Origin of the sequence: Micromonospora sp. NPDC051296, assembly GCF_040682255.1 — a bacterium.
GTDB classification, from domain to species: domain Bacteria; phylum Actinomycetota; class Actinomycetes; order Mycobacteriales; family Micromonosporaceae; genus Micromonospora; species Micromonospora craterilacus.
Window position 1 is genome coordinate 1 of record NZ_JBFBAO010000072.1, and the last position, 23,179, is coordinate 23,179.

The 23,179-nt window shown below is 70.4% G+C and carries 23 protein-coding genes and 1 tRNA gene; 11 read left to right on the top strand and 13 right to left on the bottom strand.

Translation table 11 applies throughout. The annotated features are described in order from the left end of the window. The 3 genes from AB0M52_RS10895 to AB0M52_RS10905 form a co-directional block, all read left to right on the top strand. On the top strand, positions 1–631 hold a 631-nt coding region (locus tag AB0M52_RS10895; protein ID WP_363951801.1), incomplete at its 5' end, for a response regulator transcription factor. A 13-nt stretch (positions 632–644) separates the two neighbouring features. After that, positions 645–2,120 carry an ATP-binding protein gene (locus AB0M52_RS10900; protein WP_363951803.1) on the top strand — a complete coding sequence of 492 codons (1,476 nt, stop codon included), beginning with the start codon at positions 645–647 and terminating at the stop codon, positions 2,118–2,120. Next, positions 2,117–3,004, top strand: coding sequence for a Gmad2 immunoglobulin-like domain-containing protein (locus AB0M52_RS10905; RefSeq protein ID WP_363951805.1), 888 nt, complete (start codon positions 2,117–2,119; stop codon positions 3,002–3,004). The genes AB0M52_RS10900 and AB0M52_RS10905 overlap by 4 nt, the downstream gene beginning before the upstream one ends. Before the next feature lie 201 nt (positions 3,005–3,205). Here AB0M52_RS10905 and AB0M52_RS10910 read toward each other — a convergent pair whose 3' ends face one another. Both AB0M52_RS10910 and AB0M52_RS10915 read right to left on the bottom strand, forming a co-directional pair. Then, a complete protein-coding gene (locus AB0M52_RS10910; protein ID WP_363951808.1) occupies positions 3,206–4,177 on the bottom strand; it encodes an ion transporter in 972 nt (323 codons plus the stop codon). Positions 4,178–4,294: 117 nt separating this feature from the next. Continuing rightward, positions 4,295–5,014: an SDR family oxidoreductase gene (locus tag AB0M52_RS10915; RefSeq protein WP_363951810.1), complete on the bottom strand. Its 720-nt coding sequence runs from the start codon at positions 5,012–5,014 to the stop codon at positions 4,295–4,297. Between the two features lie 112 nt (positions 5,015–5,126). Between AB0M52_RS10915 and AB0M52_RS10920 the strand changes: the two genes are divergently transcribed. The 3 genes from AB0M52_RS10920 to AB0M52_RS10930 all read left to right on the top strand — a co-directional run bounded on the left by AB0M52_RS10920 (position 5,127) and on the right by AB0M52_RS10930 (position 7,527). Next, positions 5,127–5,726, top strand: a complete 600-nt coding sequence (locus tag AB0M52_RS10920; RefSeq protein ID WP_363951813.1) for a GrpB family protein — start codon at positions 5,127–5,129, stop codon at positions 5,724–5,726. A 179-nt stretch (positions 5,727–5,905) separates the two neighbouring features. After that, on the top strand, positions 5,906–6,571 hold the full coding sequence (locus AB0M52_RS10925) for a maleylpyruvate isomerase family mycothiol-dependent enzyme (protein WP_363951815.1): 666 nt from the start codon (positions 5,906–5,908) through the stop codon (positions 6,569–6,571). Between the two features lie 242 nt (positions 6,572–6,813). Further along, positions 6,814–7,527: an NPP1 family protein gene (locus tag AB0M52_RS10930; RefSeq protein ID WP_363951818.1), complete on the top strand. Its 714-nt coding sequence runs from the start codon at positions 6,814–6,816 to the stop codon at positions 7,525–7,527. Here AB0M52_RS10930 and AB0M52_RS10935 read toward each other — a convergent pair. From AB0M52_RS10935 to AB0M52_RS10985, 11 genes are all read right to left on the bottom strand, one after another. Continuing rightward, complete coding sequence (locus AB0M52_RS10935) at positions 7,511–8,221, bottom strand: hypothetical protein (protein ID WP_363951820.1); 711 nt, start codon at positions 8,219–8,221, stop codon at positions 7,511–7,513. The genes AB0M52_RS10930 and AB0M52_RS10935 overlap by 17 nt on opposite strands. Before the next feature lie 348 nt (positions 8,222–8,569). Continuing rightward, positions 8,570–8,917 carry an Mth938-like domain-containing protein gene (locus AB0M52_RS10940; RefSeq protein ID WP_363951823.1) on the bottom strand — a complete coding sequence of 116 codons (348 nt, stop codon included), beginning with the start codon at positions 8,915–8,917 and terminating at the stop codon, positions 8,570–8,572. A gap of 129 nt (positions 8,918–9,046) precedes the next feature. Next, positions 9,047–9,122 (bottom strand) — tRNA-Arg (locus tag AB0M52_RS10945). 41 nt (positions 9,123–9,163) lie between these two features. Then, positions 9,164–10,363 carry an RtcB family protein gene (locus tag AB0M52_RS10950; protein ID WP_363951826.1) on the bottom strand — a complete coding sequence of 400 codons (1,200 nt, stop codon included), beginning with the start codon at positions 10,361–10,363 and terminating at the stop codon, positions 9,164–9,166. Positions 10,364–10,789: 426 nt separating this feature from the next. Next, positions 10,790–11,164: a monovalent cation/H(+) antiporter subunit G gene (gene mnhG, locus AB0M52_RS10955; RefSeq protein WP_363951829.1), complete on the bottom strand. Its 375-nt coding sequence runs from the start codon at positions 11,162–11,164 to the stop codon at positions 10,790–10,792. After that, complete coding sequence (locus AB0M52_RS10960; protein WP_363951831.1) at positions 11,161–11,424, bottom strand: monovalent cation/H+ antiporter complex subunit F; 264 nt, start codon at positions 11,422–11,424, stop codon at positions 11,161–11,163. Before AB0M52_RS10960 ends, mnhG begins: the two co-directional genes overlap by 4 nt. Further along, on the bottom strand, positions 11,421–12,029 hold the full coding sequence (locus AB0M52_RS10965; protein WP_363951833.1) for a Na+/H+ antiporter subunit E: 609 nt from the start codon (positions 12,027–12,029) through the stop codon (positions 11,421–11,423). Before AB0M52_RS10965 ends, AB0M52_RS10960 begins: the two co-directional genes overlap by 4 nt. Positions 12,030–12,040: 11 nt before the next feature. Further along, positions 12,041–13,618, bottom strand: a complete 1,578-nt coding sequence (locus AB0M52_RS10970) for a Na+/H+ antiporter subunit D (protein WP_363951835.1) — start codon at positions 13,616–13,618, stop codon at positions 12,041–12,043. Further along, a complete protein-coding gene (locus AB0M52_RS10975; RefSeq protein WP_363951837.1) occupies positions 13,615–14,085 on the bottom strand; it encodes a Na(+)/H(+) antiporter subunit C in 471 nt (156 codons plus the stop codon). Before AB0M52_RS10975 ends, AB0M52_RS10970 begins: the two co-directional genes overlap by 4 nt. After that, positions 14,082–16,922: a Na+/H+ antiporter subunit A gene (locus tag AB0M52_RS10980; RefSeq protein WP_363951839.1), complete on the bottom strand. Its 2,841-nt coding sequence runs from the start codon at positions 16,920–16,922 to the stop codon at positions 14,082–14,084. The genes AB0M52_RS10975 and AB0M52_RS10980 overlap by 4 nt, the downstream gene beginning before the upstream one ends. Before the next feature lie 202 nt (positions 16,923–17,124). Beyond that, positions 17,125–18,045, bottom strand: a complete 921-nt coding sequence (locus AB0M52_RS10985; RefSeq protein ID WP_363951852.1) for an ion transporter — start codon at positions 18,043–18,045, stop codon at positions 17,125–17,127. A gap of 597 nt (positions 18,046–18,642) precedes the next feature. On the opposite strand from AB0M52_RS10985, the gene AB0M52_RS10990 reads away from it, so the two are divergent. From AB0M52_RS10990 to AB0M52_RS11010, 5 genes are all read left to right on the top strand, one after another. Then, positions 18,643–19,533, top strand: coding sequence for a VOC family protein (locus AB0M52_RS10990; protein WP_363951841.1), 891 nt, complete (start codon positions 18,643–18,645; stop codon positions 19,531–19,533). 143 nt (positions 19,534–19,676) lie between these two features. Next, positions 19,677–20,687: a hypothetical protein gene (locus tag AB0M52_RS10995; RefSeq protein WP_363951843.1), complete on the top strand. Its 1,011-nt coding sequence runs from the start codon at positions 19,677–19,679 to the stop codon at positions 20,685–20,687. Positions 20,688–20,694: 7 nt separating this feature from the next. Continuing rightward, positions 20,695–21,867 carry an FAD-binding oxidoreductase gene (locus AB0M52_RS11000; protein WP_363951845.1) on the top strand — a complete coding sequence of 391 codons (1,173 nt, stop codon included), beginning with the start codon at positions 20,695–20,697 and terminating at the stop codon, positions 21,865–21,867. A gap of 14 nt (positions 21,868–21,881) precedes the next feature. Beyond that, complete coding sequence (locus AB0M52_RS11005; protein ID WP_363951847.1) at positions 21,882–22,667, top strand: VOC family protein; 786 nt, start codon at positions 21,882–21,884, stop codon at positions 22,665–22,667. 76 nt (positions 22,668–22,743) lie between these two features. After that, on the top strand, positions 22,744–23,055 hold the full coding sequence (locus tag AB0M52_RS11010) for a hypothetical protein (protein WP_363951849.1): 312 nt from the start codon (positions 22,744–22,746) through the stop codon (positions 23,053–23,055). Positions 23,056–23,179: the final 124 nt, after the last annotated feature.

A 23,179-nucleotide genomic window follows, 5' to 3' on the forward strand; every position in this document is an offset into this window, starting at 1 on the left:
CACCGCCCTCGGGCTACGCCGCGCCGGCTTCCGGGTCGACACCGCCGTCGACGGCCGGCAGGCCCTGGCCGCCTGGCGGGCCGGGCCGGTCGACCTGATCGTGCTGGACGTGATGCTGCCCGGGCTGGACGGCCTCGAGGTGTGCCGCGAGATCCGGCGTACCAGCGCGGTGCCGATCCTCATGCTGACCGCCCGCACCGACACCATCGACGTGGTCGTCGGCCTGGAGTGCGGCGCCGACGACTACCTGCGCAAACCATTCGACCTTCCCGAACTGGTGGCCCGGGTCCGCTCGGTGCTGCGCCGCACGGTCGCCCCGCCCGAGCCGGGTCCGCTGCGGATCGGCCGACTGGAGATCGACCCGGGTGCCTTCGTGGCCCGCCGCGACGGCCACGAACTACCGCTGTCCACCACCGAGTTCCGCCTGCTGCTGGAGCTGGCCCGCCGCCCGGGGCAGGTCTTCACCCGCGAACTGCTGCTGGAACGGGTCTGGAACCACACATACCTGGGCGACAGCCGACTGGTCGACGTGGCGGTGCAGCGGCTGCGCGCGAAGGTCGAGGACGACCCCGGCAACCCGCGCCTGATCCGCACGGTGCGCGGCGCCGGCTACAAGTTCTCCGTCGGATGACCGGGGGGCGGCGATGGCCACTGAATCCGTACGCCCCGGCCGGCTGCGCCGCCGGCTGACCATCGCGTTCGTACTGGTCGCCGGCGTCTCCGCGGGCGTCCTCGCCGGCGGGTCCTACCTGCTGCTGCGGCAGGCCCGCTACGACGCCTCGCTGCACGCCGCCACCGCCGACGCCCGCTACCAGCTGGTGCTCGCCGGACAGTTCCTCCCGTTGACCGAGCAGCGCCGCACCGAGCTGCTCACCAGCTTCGAGGGCAGCGGCCGGCACGTGGTGCTGGTCGCCGGGGACGCCTGGCCGTCGCACCCGGCGTACCTGCCGCCGCTGGGCGAGCAGCTGCGGGCCACGGTCGCGGCCGGACAGCTCGGTTACGAGCGCAGCACCGGGCCGTCCCGGCTGCTGGTGGTGGGCGGCCGGATCCCCGGCTCCACCGCCGAGCTGTACGTCATCACCGGGGAGGACGACCTCGCCGCCGGGCTGGACCAGCTGCGCAACGCCCTCACGGCGGGCTGGGTCCTGGTGGTGCTGCTCGCCGCCGCGGTCGGGCACACTCTCGCCCGACGCACCCTGGAACCGGTGGGCCGGGCCAGCCGGGCCGCCCGGGCGATCACCGAGAGGCTGTCGGGAATCCCCGGACCGACCTCCCACGCCGCCGGTCGTCGGCTGGGCTCGCCGCAGCCACCGCGGGGATTCCCGACAGCCTCTGAAGGGCTGCTGGCCACCCGGCTGCCGGTACGCGGCCGGGACGAGTTCAGCGCCTGGGCCGCCTCGTTCAACGAGATGGCCGAGGCACTGGAGACCAAGATCGACGCGCTGCACCGGGCACAGGAGCGGGAGCGGCGGTTCACCGCCGACGTGGCGCACGAGCTGCGTACCCCGGTCACCGCCCTGGTGGCCGCGGCCTCGCTGCTGCGCGACCACCTCGACCAGCTGCCCGGCGACGCCCGCCGGGCCGGCGAGCTGCTGGTCACCGACGTGGTCCGGCTACGCCTGCTGGTGGAGGACCTGATGGAGATCTCCCGACTGGACGCCGGGCAGGAGGCCGTCGCCGCCGCCGACGTGGACGCGCCGGCCCTGCTGCACGCGATCCTCGCGGCCCGCGGCTGGCAGGGTCGGATCGAGGTCGACAGCGAGCCGGTCCGGCTGCGCACCGACCCGCGCCGGCTGGAGCGGGTGCTGGGCAACCTGATCGCGAACGCGGTGCAGCACGGCGACGGCGAGATCCGGGCGCGCGTCAGCCGGGCCGGCGCGCGGGTGGTCTTCGACGTCAGCGACCAGGGGCCGGGCATCCCGGCCGACCATCTGCCGCGCCTGTTCGACCGTTTCCACAAGGTCGATCCGGCGCGCTCCGGCGGCGGGAGCGGGCTCGGTCTGGCCATCGCCCAGGAGAACGCCCGGCTGCTCGGCGGCCGGCTGACCGTGCACAGCTCCCCGGGATTCGGCACCCGATTCCGCCTCGACCTGCCCGACCGCTCGGGCGGTGCGGCGTGAGCCGCCGCGCCGTCGCGGCGGCGACCGTCCTGCTGCTCCTGACCGCCGGCTGCGCGCCGTCACGGTCTGGATCCCTGGGCCCGGCACCCACCGCCCCGGCGGCGACCTCGGCCAGCCCCACCGGTGTCGGCCCGCCGGCCACCGCCGCGCCGTCGCCCACCGACTCCCACACGCCCGCGCCGTCGCCCACCGGCACCGCCGGCACCACCGCTACAGGCCAGCCGGCGACGCTCACCCTGGAGCTGTGGTACGTCCGAGGCGGGCAGCTCACCCCGACCCGGCGGGCCCGGCCGGCCACCGTGGCCACCTCCCGGCTGGCCCTGACCGAACTGGCCGCCGGCCCGACCCCGGCGGAGGCCGCCGCCGGCCTGGTCACCCTGCTGCCCGACGGCGCCGAGGTGAGCCGGATCGCCGACGGCGTCGCCACCATCCGGCTGCCCGACGCACCCGACCCGGCCACCACCCGGCTGCGCCAGGCCCAGGTGGTCTACACGCTCACCCAGTTCCCCACCGTCCGGCAGGTCGCCTTCGGCGGCGACGCACCGGCCGGCCGCGCCGACTACGCCGACCTGCTGCCCGCGATCGTGGTCACCGCCCCGGTCATCGGCGAACGGGTGACCAGCCCGGTCACCATCACCGGCACCGCCGACGTGTTCGAGGCAACCGTCAGCGTCCGGCTGCTCGACGCCGCCGGCCGCCAGCTCGCCACCGCGTTCACCACCGCCACCTGCGGCACCGGCTGCCGGGGCGCCTATCGGGTCGCCGTCGGGTACCGGCTGGCCCGCGAGCAGCCCGGCACGATCGAGGTGTACGAGGTGTCCGCTGTAGACGGCTCCCGTACCAAGCTGGTCGCCGTACCTGTGACGCTGGCCGCCAGCCGTTGAGGGGTACGGACTCGAAGCTCACCCCGCACCACGGCGTGACTGGCGGCCCGGCCCTGTCGGGCGGTCTACCGGGACAAGGGTAGGCCGCGTCGGCGGCCCTCGCCGCCCGCCGTTCCGCGTCCGCCGCAGCCGTGAGGCGCAGCGCGATGGGGGTGACGGCCGGGCCGGCGGTACCCGCAGGCGCAGGCCGCCTTGCCGCGGTCAGCCGCGTCTGCGGCGGTTCGCCGCGCGGGACCGCCTGGTCGCCGGCTTGTTCGGACGGACGAGCGTGGCCAGCGAACCGCCACCTTCGGCCCGCTCCGCGCCGGCCGGTACGGTCGCCTTCCCCTCCGGCAGCCGCCGTTCGAGATCGGCGATGATGGCCTGTACGCGGGCCAACTGCTCGCGGACCGACGGCTCGGCGGCGGCCTCGGCCTCCCGGTTACCGCCCCGCTGCGCCGCGACCTGTTCGTCCTGGTGCGCCTCCTGAAGCGCGGTCAGCACCAAACCCACCAACAGGTTGGTGAGCAGGTAGCAGGCCGCCACCATGTAGGAGACGTAGTACACGATTGCCCACTCGGTGACCTCACGGCCGGCCTCGAGCGTGTCGGTGATGCCATCCAGCGACAGCAGCAGGAACAGCGTCAGCATGGCCTGCCCCACCGTGCCGTACTCCTGCGGATAGGAGGCGCCGAACAGCATCCAGCCCAGCATCGCGTAGCCGTACAGCAGCAGCGCGGTGACCAGCAGGAAGCTTCCCAGCCCGGGCAGGCTGCGCCGGATACCGACCAGAATCACCCGCAGGCTCGGAAAGAGTCGGAACGCCCGCACGATGCGGGCCAGCCGCAACAGCCGCAGCAACGTCACATTCTCCCGGACCCCGGGCAGTAGCGGGGCGACGACGATCAGCAGATCGAAGATGTTCCACCGGTCCCGGAAGAACCCTCCCGGAGTCGGGGCGTGCGCACCGAACCGCACCAGCAGTTCGAGCACGAACAGGGCCAGGCAGGCGTGCTCGACCGCGCGCAGCGTGACGCCGACCGTCTCGACCACACCGCCGTACGTCTCCAGGCCCAGTGCCGCCGCGTTGACGATGACCACCGCGAAGCTGGCCAGGTTGAACCAGGGGGCGACGACAACGGTCTGGCACCGTACGGCCAGCCGGTACAACGGACTACGGGCAGCGCTCGCCATGGATCTCCTCGACCGGCTCTCAACCGGACGGCAGCCTATGACATCCCCGGACAGGACGGGCAGCCGGACCGACCACATAGGATCGATGTCACGGCAACCGGGATCGCCGTCGGTGAATCAGAGCAGCAGCCCGCCGGTGGCGCGGATGTTCTGGCCGGTGATCCAGCCCGCATCCGGCCCGGCGAGGAACGCCACCACGTCGGCGATGTCCTCGGGTCGGCCGAGCCGACCCAACGCGGTCATCTGGATGGTCTGTTCCATCGCCTCTGGCGGGTTGCTGACCCGCAGCAGGTCGGTGTCGGTCGCGCCCGGCGAAACCGTGTTGACCGTGATGCCTCGGCCGCCCAGCTCCCGCGCCGCGACCGCGGTGAACTGCTCCAGCGCCGCCTTGCTCGCACAGTAGAGAACGGTGCCCGGCGCCGGCAGCACCGTGTTGAGGGTGGAGATGTTGACGATCCGGCCATGGTCGCGCATCACCTCGGCGGCACGCCGGAGGGCCAGCGCCGGGTACTTGGCGTTGACCGTCATCACCCGGTCGAACTCCTCGCCGGTCAGCTCCGCGATCGGCAGCGGCGGGTTGATCGCCGCGTTGTTAACCAGGATGTCGAGGCCCTCGGTCACCTCGGCGAACAGCGCGTCGAGGCTGCCCGGGTCGGCCTGGTCGGCGCGTACCCCGGTCACCTGTTCCCACTCGGCGGTCAGCTCGGCGGCGGCGGCTGTGTTCTCCCGATAGCTGAACACCACCCGCGCCCCGTCCCGGGCCAGGCGCCGCACGATGGCCCGCCCGATGCCCCGGGAACCTCCGGTCACCACCGCCGTCTTACCGCGCAACGTCATGCCACGGGACGATACGAGACCGGTATCCATTAGTCTTGACCGAATGCGAAGATCTCGGTCCGGGTTGACTCCGGCACGGACGTGATCTAGTCGAGATCTTCCGGAGGTCGCGTTGACTGAGTATCCGCCGGAAGTCACCCAGCGTTTCCACGCCACCGCAGAGCAGGTTTCCGCCGGTTTGGTGGGCGAGCCGCCACGGACCTGGCAGTCCATCGTCATCACCGATCACGACCCGGGCTGGGCGGATCGGTTCGCTGCTGCCGGCGCACATCTCGACGACGCACTGGGCGGCCTGATCGTCAGCCTTGAGCACGTGGGGTCCACATCGGTGCCCGGTCTGGCGGCCAAGCCCATCATTGACATCGACCTCCTTGTCGACGACACGACGGATGAGGGCTGCTATCTGCCCGCTCTTGAAGGTCTCGGGTACCGCCTCGTTCTTCGCGAACCGTGGTGGCACGGGCACCGGATGCTCGTCAACACTGCGGAAGACGTCAATCTCCATGTGTGGCCGCGGGATGCGCCCGAGCCCGTCCGGCACCGACTCTTCCGCGACTGGCTGCGCTCACATCCCGAGGACCGGGATCTCTACGCTGCGACGAAGCGGCGCCTCGCCCGGGACGCCGCGCATCGCCCCAGCGATTACAGCCTGGCGAAGAACGACGTCATCGACGCCATCTACGCGCGCATCTTTGCGGACAGTCGGTCTTGATCCCCGCCGTGGCGACGCGCCGCTCCGACGTTGCCCCACCGACCGGCCCCGAAACACGTCGCCCACAGGCGACGGTTCCGCCCGAGCGCAGGAGTCTCTACCCGGTACGACCCGCCCACTAGGCCGACACCGCGACCTGACTGCACTGCGGCGACGGCCACGACAGGAGATCCACTGACATGACCGAGCCCAAAGCGGAACCAGGCCGACTCGACAGCGCCGACCTGTGGTCGCTGGTCCACGCCGAGCGGGCGGCTCTGGCAGCCGACCTCACGAACCTGGCCGCCGACCAATGGACGACGCCGTCCATGTGTACGGAGCTGACGGTGCGTGAGGTTCTCGCACATCTCACCGCGGCGGCGAGCCTCAACCCCGTGCGCTGGATGCTGGGCGTGATCCGGTGCCGGTTCGACTTCGACCGGCAGGTGGCCATGCGGCTGGCCGAACAGATGGGCCGCGACCCCGACGAGACCCTCGACCGGTTCCGCCGCGTCATCACCAGCACCACCAAGCCGCCCCTGCCGGTGCTGGCGATGCTCGGCGAGCAGATCGTGCACGGCGAGGACATCCGACGCCCCCTGGGTATCCGCCACCCGTACCCGATCGACACGGTCACTCTCGTCGCCGAGCACTACGCCGGCTCCGACCTCACCGTCCTGGCCAAGGGGCGGATCGAGGGGCTGCGTCTGGTGGCGAACGACGGACCCTTCACCACCGGCTCCGGGCCGCTGGTGTCCGGCTCCACCCTCGCCCTCACAATGGCGATGACCGGGCGCACCGCCTACCACGAGGAGCTGACCGGCGACGGGGTCACCCTGCTGCTCGGCCGAGGCGCCATGGGGTGATCCAGATTCATGAACTCTCCTCGCGTCCGGCGTTGACCGCGCGCCCGGCACGTGAGATACAGATGCCCATGCGTCGATTTGAGCGAACCGGGCTAGGCACGTCGATCCCGGGAAGGCAAGCAACGGAACACCGGCCAGCGCCGCCGCCGAGGCCGGCCACGATCCGGCCCGCCGGCAGGTCGATCCGACGTCATCGCCGCCGCCTGGCTCGGATCGTCGCCGGGCTGGTCGCGCTCGGGGTCATGATCCCCGCCGTGCCGGCCTTCGCCGACTCGCTGCCCAACCTGCCGCACAACGCCGGCGGCTACGAGTCGTCCTTCTCCCCCGCCTACGACTACGACACCGACGGCTGCTACGCCGTCTCAGCGATCAGCCCGGACGGCACCATCAACGGCGGGCTGAAGACCACCGGAGCAATCAACGGCAACTGCCGCGACCGCTCCGACCTGGACATGTCGCAGGCGTACGCCCGGTCGAAGTGCAACAACGGTTGGTGCGCGATCGTCTACGCAAGCTACTTCGAGAAGGACCAGGCCGTGCACGGCAGCGGGCTCGGCGGCCACCGGCACGACTGGGAACACGTCATCTCCTGGGTCAACCAGGCGGCCAACCAGGTCGAGTACGTGACCACCACCCAGCACAGCAGCCAGCGCACCTACGCGCGGTCACAGGTCCGCTTCGACGGCACCCACCCGAAGGTCGTCTACCACAAGGACGGCGCGTCGACGCACTTCTTCCGGCTCGCCAACAACAACGACGAGCCGCCGGAGAACCACTACCACACCTGGCACTACCCGCCCGTCGTGGACTGGAACGGCTGGCCCAGCATCGAGCTGCGCAACAGGCTGATGGAGTCCAACTTCGGCGCCGCCACCATCAAGATCAAGGACGGCTCGTTCGAGTACCTGCTCAACGTCTCCAAGCCCGCCGGCATCCCGTTCAACCCGTACGGCTGAGCTCAGTTTGGTCTGGATTGCTTTCGAGGGAGAATTGCACCAATCCAACGATGACCGCTTGAGCTATCACCTCGTTGGCCTGATTCACGCGGTCGGCCACCTGCCTGAGCAGGGTGACCATGACTATGGCGGCCGAAATAATGGTCAGCGCCCCAGCCCAGTAGCCCGCGCCGGAAAAGCATCCGACCGCCACCAGTAGCACTACCAAGGGGGGCGTGATGTTGAATCGGAATCGCGCTTCGGCGATAAGCCTGTCGTACTTGTCATACAGTTCTGGGTGCGACGCTTGCAGGCGTGTGGCGTACTGCCGAATCTCGGTGAGAACCTTGACGAATATGCGAGTCCGTGCTTCCGGATCGGCGTTGACCGAAACCGCGCGAATGATGCCATTTTGCGTGGTGGGCGACAATGCCGGTGATCGCACGAACTCCAGGGCTCGCCTACCGATCCTCGTGGCATTAATGACGGTGTCCGCCCAGGGAGGTCTTCCTCCGTAGCGCCACAGGCGCTCTGGGTTGACTTCCAGCATGGAGCCCAACAAATAGGCCAGAAAACTAGCCACGGCAAGCAACGCCGGGCGTCCTACCATTTCACCCAAGTCCCACAAGGCCGCTGCACTACCTCCGGTCGGCCTGCTCTGGGGCACATGCCGCCCAAAGATGATCCAGAGAAAGGTGGCCCACAGGTATCCCACCGCAAGTGGCGTGCGTAGCTCACGCAGGCCGGGAAGTATCGCATGGAGCAAAGGAACTCCTCCGCGTGGGTTCAGTGCGAACAGTATGCCCCGGGGGGAGTCCGCGTTAGTACAGCGGGCGGAAGTCCGGACCGTCGGCGGTGGTCACCGCCTCCCAGCCAAAGTCGGCCAGAGTGATATCTTTCCGGGCACCAAAATCCTTCAGCGATCTGGAGGTCGGGCTGTCTGGAAGACCAGCTTCGACCCCCGTGAACATCGTGGCCGGAGATGCTCCTAACTGCTGCGCCACTATCCATGGCAACGCCAGACCGACCAGCAGGTCTCGCCGACCCGCTGCGGGAACACGGGTCAGCACGTCGAGTGGAACAGCCCGCCTACCGGCTGCGTCGCGGCCAGCTCGTTGTAGATCTGTACGGCTTGCCCGGTCTCGGCGACATGCGGCGTGATGCCGCGCTGTTCAAGAAGCGTCAGTGTCCGCGGGTCGACTTCGAGCTGGAGCTGCATGCCGCGCGAGAGCACGATGGCCGTCGCACCGTGGATGAGGAGCTCCTCGACATCGTCGGGCTGGATCCCCGGAGAGTGACGGGTCCCGGTTTCGGTCCAGTCCCACGCCCTGCCGCCACCGGGGTAGAGCTTGAAGTCCTTGCCGACGCCCAGCCCGTCGACCTCCATCCGGCCCCAAGAGATCGCCAGCACTCTCGGGGAGCGTTCCACGGCTCCGGCCACAACGATCTCCAATCCACCGGACGGCACCACGCGGTGCTCCGACCACGTACGTCCGAACCTACGCTGACCAACGGCCGGCACGGCGTACCCCTTGGCCGATGGTGCCCCGACCAGGATTCGAACCTGGGATCTCCGGCTTCGTAGACCGGCGCTCTCTCCGCTGAGCCATCGGGGCGTACGACCGGCGCCCGCCCCCCGCGGGCGCCGGTCGGGTCCTCAACCCTTCACGCAGACCACCTGCTTGAGGTGCGCCACCACCTCGACCAGGTCCTTCTGCTGGGCCATCACCTCGGTGATGTCCTTGTACGCGCCGGGGATCTCGTCGACCACCCCGGCGTCCTTACGGCACTCCACCCCCGACGTCTGTGCCGCCAGGTCCTCGGTGCTGTACGTCCGCTTTGCCTGGGCCCGGGACATCCGCCGACCGGCACCGTGCGAGGCCGAGCAGTACCCCCACTCGTTGCCCGAGCCACGCACGATGTACGAGCCGGTGCCCATCGACCCGGGGATGATGCCCAGGTCACCGCGGCCCGCCCGGATCGCTCCCTTTCGCGTCACCAACACGTCCACCCCCTCGTAGTGCTCCTCCGACACGTAGTTGTGGTGGCAGCTGATCGGCTCCTCGTAGCCGACCTGCGGGAACCGGTCCCGCACCAGGTTCATCAGCACGGCGAGCATGACCGCCCGGTTGCGCCGGGCGTACTCCTGCGCCCACCACAGGTCCCGGCGGTAGGCGTCCATCTCCGGTGTGCCGGCAAGGAACACCGCCAGGTCGCGGTCGGGCAGGTCGGCGTTGTGCGGCAGCCGCCGGGCCACCGCGATGTGCCGCTCGGCGAGTTCCTTGCCGATGTTGCGCGACCCGGAGTGCAGCATCAGCCAGACCCGGCCGGCATCCGTGCCGCCCTGCTCGAGGCAGACCTCGATGAAGTGGTTGCCGCCACCGAGGGTGCCCAGCTGCCGCCGGGCCCGCGTCTCCAGCTGCGCCACCCGCCGGTCGAGGTCGGTGAAGCGCCGCCAGAAGTCGTCCCAGCCGCGCTGCTCCAGGCCCCGGACCCGGCGCGGGTCCACCGGGTTGTCGCGCTGGGCGAAGCCGACCGGGATGGCATCCTCGATGGCCCGCCGCAGCCCGGCGAGGTCGTCGGGCAGGTCGTCGGCGGTCAGCGAGGTGCGTACCGCCGACATGCCGCAGCCGATGTCTACGCCGACCGCCGCCGGCGAGACGGCCTGCCGCATCGCGATGACCGAGCCGACGGTGGCGCCCTTGCCGAAGTGCACGTCCGGCATGACCGCGACGCCCTGCACCCACGGCAGCGCGCCGATGTTGCGCAGCTGCTTCGCGGCCTGCGGTTCGATGCTGTACGGGTCGGTCCAGACCCGCACCGGGGCTCGCGTCCCCGCGAGCAAGCTGAAGCCCATGACGCCTCTCCTGAAGTCCGTACAGGGATCCCGCCGATCATGCACTTCTGGTCGCCGATACATCACTTTTGTGCCTTATGCGGCGACAGAAAATGCATGATCGACGCGCCGAAGAGGCGGCGGCGGGTGGGGTGGGGTGGGGTGAGAGAGAGCCGGCTGGACCCGGTGGGGTGGGTGGGCGGGCTCGGGATCGGGAAGGGGCGCGCTGGTTAGCTGCGTCGTTCCGATCGCCGGGGCGGTTGGTTGCGGCCTGAGAGTCGAGCCGGTGTGTCGCCGGGTTTGACGGCGCGACACGGCAGGGACCACTCGGCCTGGCTGCGTTCACATTGCGACACGGCGTACTCCTTCCGGCTCCCGTCGGGCTGACCTGATGCCGAGAAGACTAGGGACAGCCCGCCGTGGCCGCAATGGATATTGAGCCGGCGGTCAGGCGCGCGGCGCGTCCCGGTCGGCGGCGACCCGGTCGAGGTGCGCGGCGAGTTCGTCGGTGAGCAGCAGGTCGGTGCGGATCTGGTCGTGCGGGTAGGCGGCCCGGCCGACCATGTGCGCGGCCACCGGCGCGGTGGCGAGCTGGAAGGCGCCGACCAGCACCAGCGTGGTGATGTCCACCCCGGTACGCAGCCGCAGGCCGCAGCCGACCAGGACCAGCAGCAGGCCGAGCACCTGCGGCTTGGCCGCGGCATGCATCCGGGTGAGCAGGTCGGGGAAGCGCACCAGGGCCACCCCGGCGGCGAGGCTGAGCAGCGCGCCGGTGATCAGGCAGACGGCGGCGGCGATGTCGAGCACGGCGTCCAGGCTCATTTGGTGTTTCTCCGGGCGGCGAAGCGGGCGACGCTGACCGACCCGACGAACCCGAGGATCGCGAGAACCACCAGCACCGGCAGGGCGGTGGCGTCGCGGCTGTACGCGGCCTCGGTGGCGATCGCGGCGACGATGATGGCCAGCAGCACGTCGGTGGCCACGGCCCGGTCCAGGATCGACGGGCCGCGGATGATGCGGGTCAGGGTGAACCCGCCGGCCGCGGCGAGCAGCACGGTGACGGTCACGGCGACAGCGGTCATGTCGGCGCTCCTTCCAGGTCGGCCGGTGGATGGGCGCCCTCGCGGACGCGACGCTGTTCGTCGGCGGAGCCGATGGCGGCGATGATGCGGGCCTCCAGGTCCAGCACGCCACGCCGGAACTGTTCGACCTCGGCCAGGCTGTCCACGTTGATGACGTGGATGAACAGGGTGCCGGTGCTGCGGTCGGCCTCCAGGATCAGGCTGCCCGGCACCAGGGACAACGACTCGGCGGTCAGGGTGAGGTTGAGGTCCGTGTTCACCCGCAGCTGGACCGCGATGATGGCGCTACGCGGGGTGTGCCCGACCCGCAGGGCCAGCCAGGCGATCTGGGCGGAGGCGACCACGAGGTCGAGCAGGAACCGCAACGCGAAGCGCAGCAACGGCAGCGGATGGATCCGGCCCGCGAACGTCACCGGGGGCAGCGGGAAGACCGCCAGCAGCACAGCGGCCACCACCAGCCCACTGATCACGTTGGCCCAGGAGAGGGTCCCCCATAGCAGCACCCAGACAGCGACCAGGCACGTCACTGCGACGATCCGGTTGCGGCGCCAGGCCCTCCGGCTCAGTGGTGGGTTCGGCGGGTCGGTCGGCGGGGCCGGCGTCATCGGGTCGGGGTTCACGGCGTACCCCCAGGGAAGACGGCCTCGACGTACGGTGTCCGGCGCAACAGGTCGTTGGCGGCGTCGGTGCTGAGGTCGAACAGCGGGCCGGCCACCAGGGTCAGCACCAGCCCGAAGGCGACCAGGGCGACGGTCGGCGCGATCATCATCTTGGGCATGACGGCACCGGTCTGCCCGACGGTGACGACCTGGTGCGGCTGTTCCGCGCCGTCGGTGCGGGGCGCCGCGGCCGGGCCGTCGGCGGGCGGCATGTCCGGGTGGGGTGCCCGCCAAAAGGCGAGGTTCCACACCCGGGCGATGGCGTAAAGGGTGAGCAGGCTGGTGAGCAGCCCGCCGGCGACCAGGATCCAGGCCAGTACGCCACCGTTGTCGATGCCCGCCTGGACGAGGCCGAGTTTGCCGAGGAACCCGGAGAACGGCGGGATCCCGGCGAGGTTCAGCGCGGGCACGAAGAACAGCACGGCCAGCAGCGGCGACAGTCTCGCCAGGCCGCCGAGGCGGTCCATGGCGGTGCTGCCGCCCCGGCGTTCGACCAGGCCGGCGGCGAGGAACAGGGTGGTCTGGATGGTGATGTGGTGCACCACGTAGAAGATCGCCGCGGACAGGCCGAGCGCCGTGGTGAGCCCGACGCCGAAGAGCATGTAGCCGATGTGGCTGATCAGGGTGAAGGACAGCAACCGCTTGATGTCCGACTGCGCGACCGCGCCGAGGATGCCGACCACCATGGTCAGCACCGCCGTCACCAGCAGCAGGGTGGCCGTTCGCCCGCCCGGGAACAGCAGCGTCTCGGTCCGGATGATCGCGTACACGCCGACCTTGGTGAGCAGGCCGGCGAAGACGGCGGTGACCGGGGCCGGTGCGGTCGGGTAGCTGTCCGGTAGCCACGCCGACAGCGGAAAGACCGCCGCCTTGATGCCGAAGGCCAGCAGCAGCATGCCCTGTAGCACCAGCCGGATGTCGTCCGGCAGGGCGTCCAGCCGGTCGACGAGCTGGGCGAGGTTGAGCGTGCCGGTCGCGGCGTACACCAGGCCGATGGCGACCAGGAAGATCACCGACGAGAGCAGGCTGACCACGACGTACGTGGTGCCGGCCCGGATCCGGGTCTCGGTGCTGCCCAGGGTCAGCAGCACGTAGCTGGCGACCAGCAGGATCTCGAAGCCGACGTAGAGGTTGAACAGGTCGCCGGAGAGGAACGCGTTGCACACGCCGGCGGTCAGCACCAGATAGGTGGGGTGGTAGACCGACAGCGGCGTCTCCTCGTTGCCGTCGGCCATGCCCTGCCCGATGGAGTAGACCAGCACGCAGAGGGTGACCGCGGCGGAGACCACCAGCATCAGCGCGGCGAGCTGGTCGGCTACCAGCACGATGCCCAGCGGCGCGACCCAGCCGCCGACCTCCACCACGAGCGGGCCGTCCAGGCTGGACCGGACCAGCAGCATCGCGGCGACCGCGACGGTGGCGGTGAGCACGGTCAGGCTGACCCATCGCTGGGCGCGTGGGCGGCCGAGCAGCAGCAGCGTCAATGCCGCGCCGAGCAGCGGCATCACCACCGGCAGCGGAACGAGGTACGTCATCCAGTCCTCCCCGCGTCCGCCGTGACGGCCAGCGACCGCTCGTTGTCGGTCTGCGCGTCATCGTCGTCATCGTCGCCGTCGCCGGAGTCGGCGCCGTCCGGGCCCTCGTCGCGCTCGGCGAGAGCCATGATCCGGCGGTCCTCGACGTCGTCCTGCACCTCGTCGTGCCCGTTGAGGTGCCAACTGCGGTATGCCAGGGCGAGCAGGAACGCGGTCATGCCGAGGGTGATGACGATGGCGGTGAGGATCATCGCCTGCGGCAGCGGGTCGCTCATCTCCTCCTGCGGGGTGGTGCCGACGATCGGCGCACCGCCGGCCCGCCCGCCGGTGAGCAGCAGCAGGTTGGCGCCGTTGCCGAGCAGGATGACGCCCATCAGCACCCGGGTGAGGCTGCGTTCGAGCAGCAACGTCACGCCGGCGGCGACGAGCACGCCGACCACGATGACGTAGGTGAGGTTGGGTGTCACACCAGCTCCTTTTCCCGTACCTCGTCGTCCTCGGTCTCGTGCTGACGGTCCATCTCGGCACCGAGGCTGCGCAGGATGTCCAGCACCAGGCCGACGACGATCAGGTAGACGCCGACGTCGAAGAAGGCCGACGTGACGAAGTGGATGTGTCCCAGTACCGGCAGGTGGAAGTCGAGCAGGGCGCTCTGCAGGAACTCGCCGCCGAGCAGCATCGCGGCCACCCCCGTGCCGACGGCCACGAAGAGCCCGGCCCCGAGCACCACGCCGGCGTCGACCGGTGCGGCGCCGTTGAGTTCGGTACGCCCGCCGGCCAGGTAACGCACGGCCAGGGCGAGACCGGCGACCAGACCTGCGGCGAACCCGCCGCCGGGGGCGTTGTGCCCGCTGAACAGCAGGTAGATCGAGAACAGCACGATGACGTGGAACAGCAGCCGGGTGACGACCTGGAGGATGACCGACTGGGCGCGGGCGGTGGCACCGGTGGTCAGCCAACGTGGCCGGGTGGACTCCGCGCGGCCACCGCCGGGGATGTCGCCCCGCCGGTCGAGGTCGCGAGCGTGGCGGAAGATCAGGCTGGCCACGCCGGTGGCAGCCACCACGAGCACGGCGATCTCGCCCATGGTGTCCCAGGCCCGGATGTCGACCAGGGTCACGTTGACCACGTTCTTGCCGCCGCCGTACGAGACGGCTTCGTCGGGGAAGCCGACGGAGATCGGGATGGCCTGCCGGGCGCCCGCCGCGACGTACGCCATGGCGGCGGTGACCGCGCCGACGGCGACGCCGATGGCGACCCGACCACGGCGGCTGGATCGGATCGGCCGCTCCGAGAACTTGGCCGGCAGGCGGCGCAGCACCAGCACGAACATCACGATCGTGACGGTCTCCACCAGGAACTGGGTCAGCGCCAGGTCGGGCGCGCCGTGCAGGACGAACATCAGCGCGATGCCGTAGCCGGCGACGCCGACCAGGATCATCGCGGTGAGCCGGCGCAGCGCGCGGGCGGCCATCACGGCGGCGACGACGACCACCGCGGCGGCGACCCCCTGCAACGGCGTGTCCCAGAGGTGGAACCGCTGCGGCCAGGGGCTGCCGGCCAGCAGGGCGCCGCCCGGCATCAGGACCAGCACCACCAGGATGACGCCGAGGTAGAACGGCAGCGAACCGCGCTGGGTCGCGCCGGTCAGCTCCACCGCCAGCCGGTCGACGCCACCGATGGACTTCTTGTAGACGGCGGCGCCGTCGAACGGCAGCCGCAGGGTGGCCCGTACCCGCTCGCGGCGCAGCAGGTGGAACAGTCCGGCACCGCCGGCCACGGCCAGCGCCGACAGGCCCAGGGCCGGCGTGAGTCCGTGCCACAACGCCAGGTGGTAGCCCGGCTCGGCGGAATCGTAGAGATCGGCGTACGGGGCGAGCAGGCGGTCCACCGCCGGGGCGAAGAGGCCGACCGCGGTGCCGGCCAGCGCCAGCACGGCCGCCGGGGCGAGGAAGGGCCAGGAGACCGCCCGGACCGTGGTGGTGGGCGGGTCGGGCGTGTCGGGCGTACCGACCTTGTCGGCGAAGGCGCCCCAGAGGAACCGCAGCGTGTAGGCGACGGTTAGCACCGAGCCGAGCAGCACGCCGGCCAGCACCAACAGGTCGGCGCCGCCGCCGTGGAGGAGCGCCTCGACCGCGGCCTCTTTCGCGACGAACCCGGCCATCGGCGGCAGGCCGGCCATCGACGCCGCCGCGAGGCCGGCCACCACCGCCAGCGCCGGTGCCCGACGCCCGAGGCCGTTGAGTTCGCGCAGGTCGCGGGTGCCGGTGGCGTGGTCGACGACGCCGACCACGAGGAACAGGGTGGCCTTGAACAGCGCGTGGGCCAGCACCATGGCCACGCCGGCCAGCGCGGCGTCCCGGCTGCCGGCACCGAGGATCACCATCAGCAGGCCGAGCTGGCTGACCGTGCCGTACGCGAGCAGCAGTTTGAGATCGGTCTGGCGCAGCGCGGCCCACCCGCCGAAGAACATGGTGATCAGGCCGGTGGCCAGCAGCACGGGCCGCCACGGCGCGGCGACGGCCACGGCCGGGCCCATCAGGGCGACCAGGAACACGCCGGCCTTCACCATCGCCGCGGCGTGCAGGTAGGCGCTGACCGGTGTCGGTGCCGCCATCGCCCCCGGCAGCCAGAAGCTGAACGGGAAGATCGCCGACTTGCTCAGCGCGCCCAGCAGGATCAGCAGCACGGCGACCGCGAGGTAGCCGCCGCCGGGCAGGTTCCCGGCGATCTCGGACCAGCGGTAGGTGCCGGCGTGCTGGCCGAGCATGACGAACCCGGCCAGCATCGCCAGGCCGCCCAGCGTGGTCACCAGCAGCGCCTGCATCGCCGCCCGCCGGCTGGCCCGCTTCGCCGGGTCGCTGCCGATCAGCAGGTAGGAGAAGACGGTGGTGAGTTCCCAGAACACGTAGAGCAGCAGCAGGTCGTCGGAGACGACCAGGCCGAGCATCGCTCCGGCGAAGGCGACGAACACGGCGGCGAACCGCCCGAGCCCTGGGTCGTCGGAGCGGAAGTAGCGGGCGCTGTAGGCCAGCACCAGCGCGCCGACGCCGCCCACCAGGACAACCATCAACCAGGACAGTGTGCCCATCCGGAGGGCGAGTTCCAGACCGAGTTGCGGCACCCAGGGCACCGTCTCGACCACCGGGTCACCGGAGCGGACTCCACTGGCCTGTGTCAGGGCCCACACCAGCGTCGCGCCGGGCACCAATGCCACCAGGTAGAGGGCGTGCCGTCCCCAGAGTCGCACCAGTGCCGGGGCGATCACGGCTGTCAGCGCATGGACCGCCACCAGTACCAGCACACACCCTCCCCAGAGATCATCCGTCGGTGTGACGACCCTATCCGGTAAGGACCGCCATCTGCATCTGTCGTGATTTGGATCAAAGGTGTGTCTGATGACAGAGCGACCCGGGGCGGTGTTCGAGTTCACCTCGGGTTCACTGCCGGACGCAATGTCGAAACATGTCGCTGACCAGGACATCAGCCCCAAACCAAACGGGCGTTCAGTCCTTTCCGGTCCGGCGCAGGCGGCCGTCGTCGCGGTCGATACGCAGTTCTCGTTCCAGCTCGACGATGAGGGTGCGGAGATCGTCCAGCCGTTGGCTGATCGCGATCCGGTCCAGTTCGTCGGGCACCCCGTCGCCGTCCTCGTCGTACCCGGGCGCGAGCCCCTCGGTCATCTCCAGCCGGCGGGCCTCCTCCATCGAGTTGACGAAGACCGCGATCAGGATGTTCAGCAGCAGGTTGACGGTGATCACCACGAAGCTGGCGTAGTACAGCACCGTCCACGGGGAGAACTCCATGCCCTGCTCGATGAGGTCCGGCAGCGTCTCCAGGGACAGCAGCACGAACAGCGTCAGCAGGGAGCGGCCGATGTCGCCGTACTCCTCCGGATAGACGTCCTTGAAGATCAGCCAGCCGGCCATGCCGTAGACGTAGAGGGTCACCACGGCCAGGGCGAAGAAGCCGCCGATGCCGGGCAGGCTCCGCCACAGCGCCGCGACGATCGTCCGCAGACCGGGCGAGAAACGCACCAGCCGCACCATCCGCAGCACCCGGACGATACGCAGCAAGGCCGAGTCGCCGTGCAGCGCCGGGACGAAGATCGCCGCGATCACCAGGAAGTCGAAGACATTCCATCCGTGCCGGAAGAAGTCCTGCGGCCGGCGGCCGTACGCCAGCAGCCGGATGCCGATCTCGATGAGGAACACGGTCCGGAAGAACCACTCCAGCGCGTGCAGCGCCGAGCCGGCCATGCCCAGGTTGGGATAGGTCTCCAGACCGAGGACGACCCCGTTGGCGAGGATGATCGCGACGATGGTGATCTCGAAGGGGCGGGAGGCGGCGAGCCGGGCGCACGTATCGACCAGCTGGGAACGGTGCGAGGAGTCGGCCGGTCCACCCCGCTGGGCCGGCACATGCATACCACTCACCGGATGGCCGGCCCCGGCGCAAGCATCATCGGGGCCGGCAAGGCCAGCCACCGTGCGTCACTCTGGCATCGACGTACGGCAGTCATGGCGCACAGCCTACGGGCCGACGGTGACCAATATCAGCCTCCCTGGTGGACAGTAGGATCAACCGCCGGCGGGCAGGGCAACCCGGGCGGGGCCAGCGACACGGCCCGCAATCCCGGTGGCGGCCACTCGCCCCCAGCTTGGCCAGTTCGACCCTTCTCGATGGATTCGGCCGTTCACGAGGACGAGGAAAGAACTGACAACCCCGAACAAACCAATAACGATCACGGCCGTACCCATACGCCCTGACCGGCAGGTCCACCTCGGATGGAATTACGATCTCTGAACAGCGGCAGTCTGTGGTGGACAGCACTTCAGATTCCGCAATCTTCGAGAAGTCGGGACCTGCGGGCGCGTGGGTATTCTGGTATCGCGCGCAGTCATTGGGCTGCTCGTTCGAAACCAGGGCGAATCTGGGGGTGTTCAGTGAGCGGCCAGCCAATTTCTCGCAGAACGGTATTCCGAGGCGCGGCACTCGCCGGAGTCACCGCCGCCGGATCCACTGTGGCCGTCGGTCTACTGCCGGCGGCGGCCGGTGCCGCCCGACCGACCCTGACCGACAAACGAGTCGTGATGCTGTTCCGCCGGGTGGGTGACCTCGCCGCCACACGGCAGTTCGTCGGCGGGCTGTCGGACTGGCCGGCGATCAAGGTGGGACCGGCCGGGGAAGACCGCAATGTCGTCATGTACGACGCCGGTGGCGCGGTGGTCGGTCTCGCCACGATGGCCCAGGAACTCAACAGCAATACGTGCACCGTCTTCGAGTTCGTGCCAACCGACCTCGTGATCAACCCTGCTTCGGTGCTGGCGATCTCGGCCGATTCTGCGATATCGGCGCACGGTGCCGCGGTCTCCGGCGCGGACGTGGTCGACGACACCGGCAACCATTTCACCATTGTCGAGCCCGGCGCGGACAAAGATCCCGCCCTGGCGGCGAAGCGCGAAAAGATCCGCTCCGCCGCGCGGCAGGCCGGCGTACAGAGCCCATTGACGGAGGCCCGGCTCAAGGTCGCCGACCTGAAACGGTCGCAGGTCTACTACACCGAACTCCTCGGCCTGCGTCTCCTCGCATCGACCGAGCGCACGGCGCACTTCGACGTGGGCAGCCTTATCCTCACGCTGGAGACCGAGGCCAAACCCGGCGAGGTGCGCCGGCTCAGTGAGGCCGGCCGGCTGGTGCACGACCTGCTCGTCTTCCACGTCGAGGCGCTCGACGACACGATGACCGCGCTGATGGAGCGCGGGGTCGGGTTCCCGCGCGGTGTCGAGAAGTCGGACACCGGCCGGATCGCCTACTTCGACGATCCGGACGGCCACGTGCTCTGCCTCTGGACCCCGACCGGCCGGGCCACGAACTTCGACTTCTACCCCCAGATGCAGCGGCTGCTGGGCTAGGTCCAGAACCCGCGCCACTCCCCCATCTGTGCTGCCGGGCCCGCGACACCACCCAGGTGTGGCTGTCGCGGGACCGCGATCGACCCACTCCACCCTCTGTCAACGCAGAGGGCGTTCCCGCGTGACTGACGGAGGGCCCCACGATGTCCATCAACGTGTACCGCAACGAGTCTCTGGTGCAGATGGAGACCTACGAGACCGATCCGACCAGCGCCGACGCGCTCGTCACAGCCGTCCGGAGCAAGTGGGCCACGCTGCGCGAGGCGGGGCTGGCCGGCGACTACCCGATCGAGGTGCTGCGCAGCCAGCCCAACGGCACGGACAAGGTCCGGGTGGTCGAGGTCTTCCGGTGGACCTCGGCGCAGGCCCGCCTCGACGCCGACCGGAACCCGGCCTACCAGGCAGTCAGTCAGCGGATCGCCGACATCGTCGCGGGGCCGGGCGCGAAGGAGATCTACACCCAGGCGGTACGGGGGTTCAACGAGAACTTCCCCGGCACCGGCGGGGTGGAGCTGCTCAAGGGCGTCTGTTCCTGCCTCCTCACGGTCGACGGCATGGTCAAGGACTACCGGATGAGCGTGAAGAACGGCATCGTGCTCATGCACCGGAGCCCGCGGATGGACCTCGACGGCGACGGCTACAACGAGATGTACCTGAAGATCCTCATGCACGGCGGCGAGATCATCCAGGCGGCGCTCGGGCCGATCCGCGTCGAGCAGAACTTCGCCCGCCCCAACGACGGGATGGTCCGCTCCAACAGCAAGGACGGCAACGACTTCCCCGGCACTGCGGTCTGGCGCGTCTCCTGGAAGATCCAGACGCCGATGGGGCCGCTGCTCACCGACCCGGACCAGCCGCTGATCTTCGGCCCGGCGACCGTCAACCACTACCCGCCCGTCGGCACCCGATTCCACTCCCCGACCGGTCCCGTCGCGCTGATCCACGAGGAGACCGGCATGCGGGTCGGCACGCTGACCCCGGGCGAGCTCACCGCGTTCGACATCGTGGTGACCAAGGACGACGAGATCTATGCGGACGTACTGAACACGCCGCCCGCGGACATCTTCGAGATCCTCGACGAGTACCGCGCGCGGATGAACGGGCGCGATGCGGAGCCGGTCGGTGCGGCCGTCGGCGGTCCCCACGAAGACTGACCGGCCGGTGGAGACGGCGCCGACGTACTGGCTTCGCGGCACGGGCGACGGGGACGGGCAGCCGCCAACCGCGTTTCCCGGCCGCGTCGGAGTCCTGGTCGTCGGTGGCGGGCTGATGGGCGTGGCGAGCGCGTACTGGCTCGCCCGCCGTGGCCTCGACGTGCTTGTCTGCGAGGCCCGAAGCCTCGGGTACGGGGCGAGCGGGCGCAACATCGGCGTGGTGCTGCCCGCGCCACGGGCCACCGAGGACTGCGCCCTGCTCGCCGAGGTGCTGCGCGAGGAGCGGGTGGACGCCGCGTACCAGGAGGCCGGCCATCTCACCCTCGCCTCGTCCGCACCGGTCTGGGACCGGGTGCGCGCCGAGGTGGCGAGGCGTCCCACCGGTGCCGCGCCGCTGCACGCGCTGACGCGTCCGGAGTGCGAGGACCTGCTCGGCATGCGGATCAACCGACGGTTCGCGGGCGGTCGCTGGGCCACCGACGGGCGCGGCGTGGATCCGGTTCGCCTGGTCGACGGCCTCGGGCGCGCGGCGCGCGAGCACGGGGCGGCCATCGCCACCGGGACGCGGGTCCGGACCGTCGCCCCGGTACGCGGCAACGGCCGGCTGGCGGCGGACACCAGCCGCGGCCGGGTGATCGCCGACGCCGTCGTGCTCGCCTGCCACCTCGACATCGGCCGGTTCGTGCCGTCCCTGGCAGGGACGCTCACGCCGGCCCGGGGTCAGGTGATGGCGACCGCGCCGGCTCGGCAGGTGTTCCCTTTCGGGATGGCCGTGGACTGGGGCAGCGTCTACTGGCGGCAGGCCGGTGACGGCACGATCCTGGTCGGTGGGTGCCGCCAGGTCGACCCCGACCGTGAGAAGAGTGCGCGGGCACTGGTCAATCCCCGGATCCAGTGCCACCTCGACGGATTCCTCCCGGACGCGTTCCCGGACCTGCCGCCGCTGCGCACCAGCCAACGATGGGCCGGGGTGATGGACTGCACCCCGGACGGTCGGCCGGTCGTGGGCCAGGCGGCCGGCCAGGCCGACCGGTGGGTGATCGGGGGCTTCGGCGGCCACGGCATCCCGCCCGCCCTGGCCACGGCCCGGGCGTTGGCCGAAGCCGTCGCCACCGGCACGGATCAGGAGCTGCTCGCGCCATTCGCCCCGGACCGTTTCCAGACGTCAGACCAGCCCTGAGAAGGGACACCGCCGTGATCGAGAGCCCGCTGCGCGAGGCGCCGCTGCTGTTCGTGTTCATCGACATCTCCTCGCTGCCACGGCACCGGCGGCTCTGCGAGGACGTGCTCGGCTTCCGCGTGGTGGAGAACCAGTTCCACCCGCCGCACGAGCACCACGGCCTGGTCAAGTACGACGCCGGCGGCACCATCCTGGCCCTCAACCTGTTCACCGAGAGCAAGTTCCGGCAGGGCACCTCGGACGCCCTGACGCTGGTCTGCCGTACGGCCGGCGGTCCCGGCGACCCGCGCCTCGACGCGTACGGCACGCGCGCCGACGGCCTGTTCACCGACCGCGACGGCCACCACTTCGTGCTGGGCGCCGGCGACTCCGACCGAGGTGCCGAGATCGTGGAGGTCCGGCTCGCCGTCTCCAGCCTCACCGCGTCGGTCCCGTTCTACCGGGACGTGCTCGGCCTCGAACTGCGCGATCAGGACGCCGACTCCGCACGGTTCGCCACCGGCACCGTCGACCTGACCCTCGAACTGTGCCCCGACACCCCGGACGGCCGGAAGGCGCGGTTCAACGGCTACCTGGTGGTGTTCCACGTACCGGAGGTCCGCGCCGCGGCGGCGGCCCTGGCCGAGCGGGGCCTGGCCTTCCGCGGGCCGGTCGGGTTCAGCGACATCGGTGGCACGGTGCGCTTCAACGACCCGACCGGGCACGTGCTGTGCCTGTACGAGCCGTCGGCCGAGAGCCTCACCTGGGGCAGTGCCGACAAGGTACGCGAGCTGACCGCCCGACGCACGCACCGGCTGTGACCAGGCCGCGGGCCGCCGCGGCACTAGACTGTGGGCGGACCCGTCGCCGTGCTCATCATGAGAAGAGGAGCCGACCATGACGACTGTCTTCGCGACCTACCGGGTACGTAAGGATCAGCTTGAGCAGTTCGACGATGCGTTGCGCGGGCACTGGAGACTGCTGCACGACAGTGGTCTGGTCACCGACGAGCCGGCGATCGTGCTGGCCCGGGACGCCGAGGACGGGCCGGTCCGCATGGAGATCTTCACCTGGCGCGACGAGGCCGCCGTCGACGCCGCCCACGAGCACGAGGCGGTGATGGCGCTGTGGGGGAAGCTGGAGTCGTGGTGCGAGGAGCGCGAGTCCGGGCCGAGCGTGGAGTTTCCCCACGTCACGCGGCTCGCCTGAGCCGAACGCCGGTGACCGCCGCGGCGCCGGTCGTTGACCCGCGGATCGTCGGCCGGCGCGTGCCCGGCGTGGACGGTCTGACGTGGATGATCCACTTCGACCCGGGCACTCCCGCCGACAACCC

What these genes read in the sequence shown, in the direction of transcription:
- AB0M52_RS10900 (WP_363951803.1), top strand. Translation starts at nt 645, where the DNA reads ATGGCCACTGAATCCGTACGCCCCGGCCGGCTGCGCCGCCGGCTGACC.
- AB0M52_RS10910 (WP_363951808.1), bottom strand. Translation starts at nt 4,177, where the DNA reads ATGGCGAGCGCTGCCCGTAGTCCGTTGTACCGGCTGGCCGTACGGTGC.
- AB0M52_RS10915 (WP_363951810.1), bottom strand. Translation starts at nt 5,014, where the DNA reads ATGACGTTGCGCGGTAAGACGGCGGTGGTGACCGGAGGTTCCCGGGGC.
- AB0M52_RS10925 (WP_363951815.1), top strand. Translation starts at nt 5,906, where the DNA reads ATGACCGAGCCCAAAGCGGAACCAGGCCGACTCGACAGCGCCGACCTG.
- AB0M52_RS10930 (WP_363951818.1), top strand. Translation starts at nt 6,814, where the DNA reads ATGATCCCCGCCGTGCCGGCCTTCGCCGACTCGCTGCCCAACCTGCCG.
- AB0M52_RS10950 (WP_363951826.1), bottom strand. Translation starts at nt 10,363, where the DNA reads ATGGGCTTCAGCTTGCTCGCGGGGACGCGAGCCCCGGTGCGGGTCTGG.
- mnhG (WP_363951829.1), bottom strand. Translation starts at nt 11,164, where the DNA reads ATGAGCCTGGACGCCGTGCTCGACATCGCCGCCGCCGTCTGCCTGATC.
- AB0M52_RS10960 (WP_363951831.1), bottom strand. Translation starts at nt 11,424, where the DNA reads ATGACCGCTGTCGCCGTGACCGTCACCGTGCTGCTCGCCGCGGCCGGC.
- AB0M52_RS10965 (WP_363951833.1), bottom strand. Translation starts at nt 12,029, where the DNA reads ATGACGCCGGCCCCGCCGACCGACCCGCCGAACCCACCACTGAGCCGG.
- AB0M52_RS10970 (WP_363951835.1), bottom strand. Translation starts at nt 13,618, where the DNA reads ATGACGTACCTCGTTCCGCTGCCGGTGGTGATGCCGCTGCTCGGCGCG.
- AB0M52_RS10985 (WP_363951852.1), bottom strand. Translation starts at nt 18,045, where the DNA reads ATGCATGTGCCGGCCCAGCGGGGTGGACCGGCCGACTCCTCGCACCGT.
- AB0M52_RS10995 (WP_363951843.1), top strand. Translation starts at nt 19,677, where the DNA reads ATGTCCATCAACGTGTACCGCAACGAGTCTCTGGTGCAGATGGAGACC.
- AB0M52_RS11010 (WP_363951849.1), top strand. Translation starts at nt 22,744, where the DNA reads ATGACGACTGTCTTCGCGACCTACCGGGTACGTAAGGATCAGCTTGAG.